The 2,282-nt window shown below is 56.3% G+C and carries 2 protein-coding genes; both read left to right on the forward strand.

Annotated features, from left to right (window positions below; genetic code table 11):
* The first annotated feature begins 260 nt into the window (after nucleotides 1-260).
* On the forward strand, nucleotides 261-959 hold the full coding sequence (locus tag HQL65_20610) for an Hpt domain-containing protein (GenBank protein ID MBF0138635.1): 699 nt from the start codon (nucleotides 261-263) through the stop codon (nucleotides 957-959).
* Nucleotides 952-2,091: a response regulator gene (locus HQL65_20615; protein ID MBF0138636.1), complete on the forward strand. Its 1,140-nt coding sequence runs from the start codon at nucleotides 952-954 to the stop codon at nucleotides 2,089-2,091. Before HQL65_20610 ends, HQL65_20615 begins: the two co-directional genes overlap by 8 nt.
* The last annotated feature ends 191 nt before the right edge of the window (nucleotides 2,092-2,282 follow it).

Genomic DNA, 2,282 nt, shown 5'->3' on the forward strand with positions numbered 1-2,282 from the left:
CACCGCCTTTTCAAATTGCAGATGAAACCGCTGGGCATTCAATAAACCGGAAAAACTCGTGGCAGAACACCTGGCCCAACTGCGGGAGGCAGGGTGGGACGGCACCTGCCCCCCCAACAATCCCGATGCCTGGGTGGGGGTGGAAATTGCCTGAGAGTCTTGTCTTCCCCGTTCAGGTATGCCATGAATAGATGTTCATCCTGTCGCGTCCCTCTGGCAGGCCAGGAGCAACAAACGGGAATTTTATTGGAAGCAGTGGTATGCCGCCTGACCCGACAAATTCTGAATTGCCATGGATTCCCGACACCCTGGCCGGCATCGACCTGACGGCAGGCCTGTGCAAGGCCAATGGCAATCGGCACCTTTACCGAAAATTGTTGCGCCTGTTTCATCAAAACAACAGCGATATCGATCAAAAAATTCTGGCGTTGTTGCAGACCGGAGACCACCCGACCGCCCGTCGTCTGGCCCATACCATCGTCGGCGTGGCCGGCACTCTGGGTGCCCATGCCCTCCAGATTGCCGCCAAAACCCTGGAACAGGCCATCACCCGGCACGATCCCGACATCACCTCCCGGCACCCCGAATCCCCCTGGCACCTGTTCCAAAACGCGCTGCACGTGGTCATCCAGGCCATCGCGACGCTGGAACAAACAGATCAGGATCAACACCCCCCACCAAATTCAACACCTTCTTTGCCCATACCCCTGACAGATGAAGAGATACAGGCCATCGTCCCGCTTGCGTACAAATTGGCCGAACTCCTGGAAACAGATATTTCAGAAGCCATGCACCAGTTCGACCTGCTCAAATCCCGCCTGGCAGGAACCGACCATGCCGACCATGTGACCATTCTGGAAGAACATTTGACCCTCTTCGATACGGACGCAGCCGGCCACACCCTGGCTCGACTCACCCGGGCACTGCACGACACCATGCCACGAGAAACCCATGCCTGAATCTCATCCAGAACGGGAAGTGGTCCTGATTGTCGATGACACCCCCGAAGAACTCCATGTCCTGGTCGAAACCCTGCGCCACGATTACCGGGTCATTGCCGCCCGGAGCGGACACAAGGCGCTGGAACTGGTCACCAAAACACCTCCGGATATCATCCTGCTCGATATCCTGATGCCCGACATGGACGGATACGAATTGTGCCGCCGTTTGAAACAGTTGGATGGTGTCCAGGATATTCCCGTCATCTTCCTGACCAGCCTGACCGACATGGAAAGAGAGATCCAGGGTCTGGCCATGGGAGCCGTGGATTACATCCACAAACCCTGGAACATTCCCATCCTCCTGGCCCGGGTCGCCAACCATCTGGAACTGTTCCGTACCCGGCGGACGCTGATTGAACAAAACCAGGCCCTCCTGGAGATGGCCCGCCTGCGGGAAGAAGTGGAACGCATCACCCATCATGACCTGAAAGCCCCCCTGAACGCCATCATCGGCCTGCCGCAATATCTCCTCGAATGCGACAATATGACCGAAGAACAGGCGCTCTTCCTGCAACAAATCCAGGATTCCGGTTTTCGCCTCCTGGAAATGATCAACCGCTCCCTCGACCTGTACAAAATGGAGGTGGGGACCTATCTCTACCACCCCACCCAGGTGGACATCATGCTGTTGATCCAAAAAATTTCCAAAGAAAACCGTGTTTTGCTCAAGGGTCACAACCTGACTTTGCACATTCGCGACGCCCAGGGGATGGTCCCGGCCAGCTTCACGGTCCTGGGCGAGGCGTTCCTGTGCCACTCCCTGCTCGCCAACCTGTTGAAAAATGCCTTCGAAGCCTCCCCTGAACATGGCACAATCACGGTGACCCTGCTCCGCACGGAAACAGAAACAACCATCACCATTCACAACCATGGTGCCGTTCCAGCGGAAATTCGTGACCGCATGTTTGAAAAATATGTCACTTGTGGCAAAAAAGGGGGAACCGGCCTGGGAACCTATTCCGCCAGACGCATCACCCAGACCATGGGAGGAACCATTGCCCTGCTTGACTCGGTACCGGATACCACCACCATCCGGGTGTGTCTCCCCGCCGCCTTGCCGCATCCATCCGCACCAACCGACCGGCCTTGATCATCGGCCCGTATGCAAACCAATCCGTTGAATTCTTGATCGACATTGTATACTCTTCGTTCCTGCTCCCGTTCCCGTTCCACTGTGGATTTTTTATTGATTTATAAGAGGATTTGACATGAAAAACCTTGTTGGAGCTCCGCCCCAAACCCCGCCAGGGGGAAGGGCGCAGCCCTTCCCCCTGGACCCCC

This window comes from Magnetococcales bacterium (genome assembly GCA_015228935.1).
Taxonomy (GTDB): domain Bacteria; phylum Pseudomonadota; class Magnetococcia; order Magnetococcales; family DC0425bin3; genus HA3dbin3.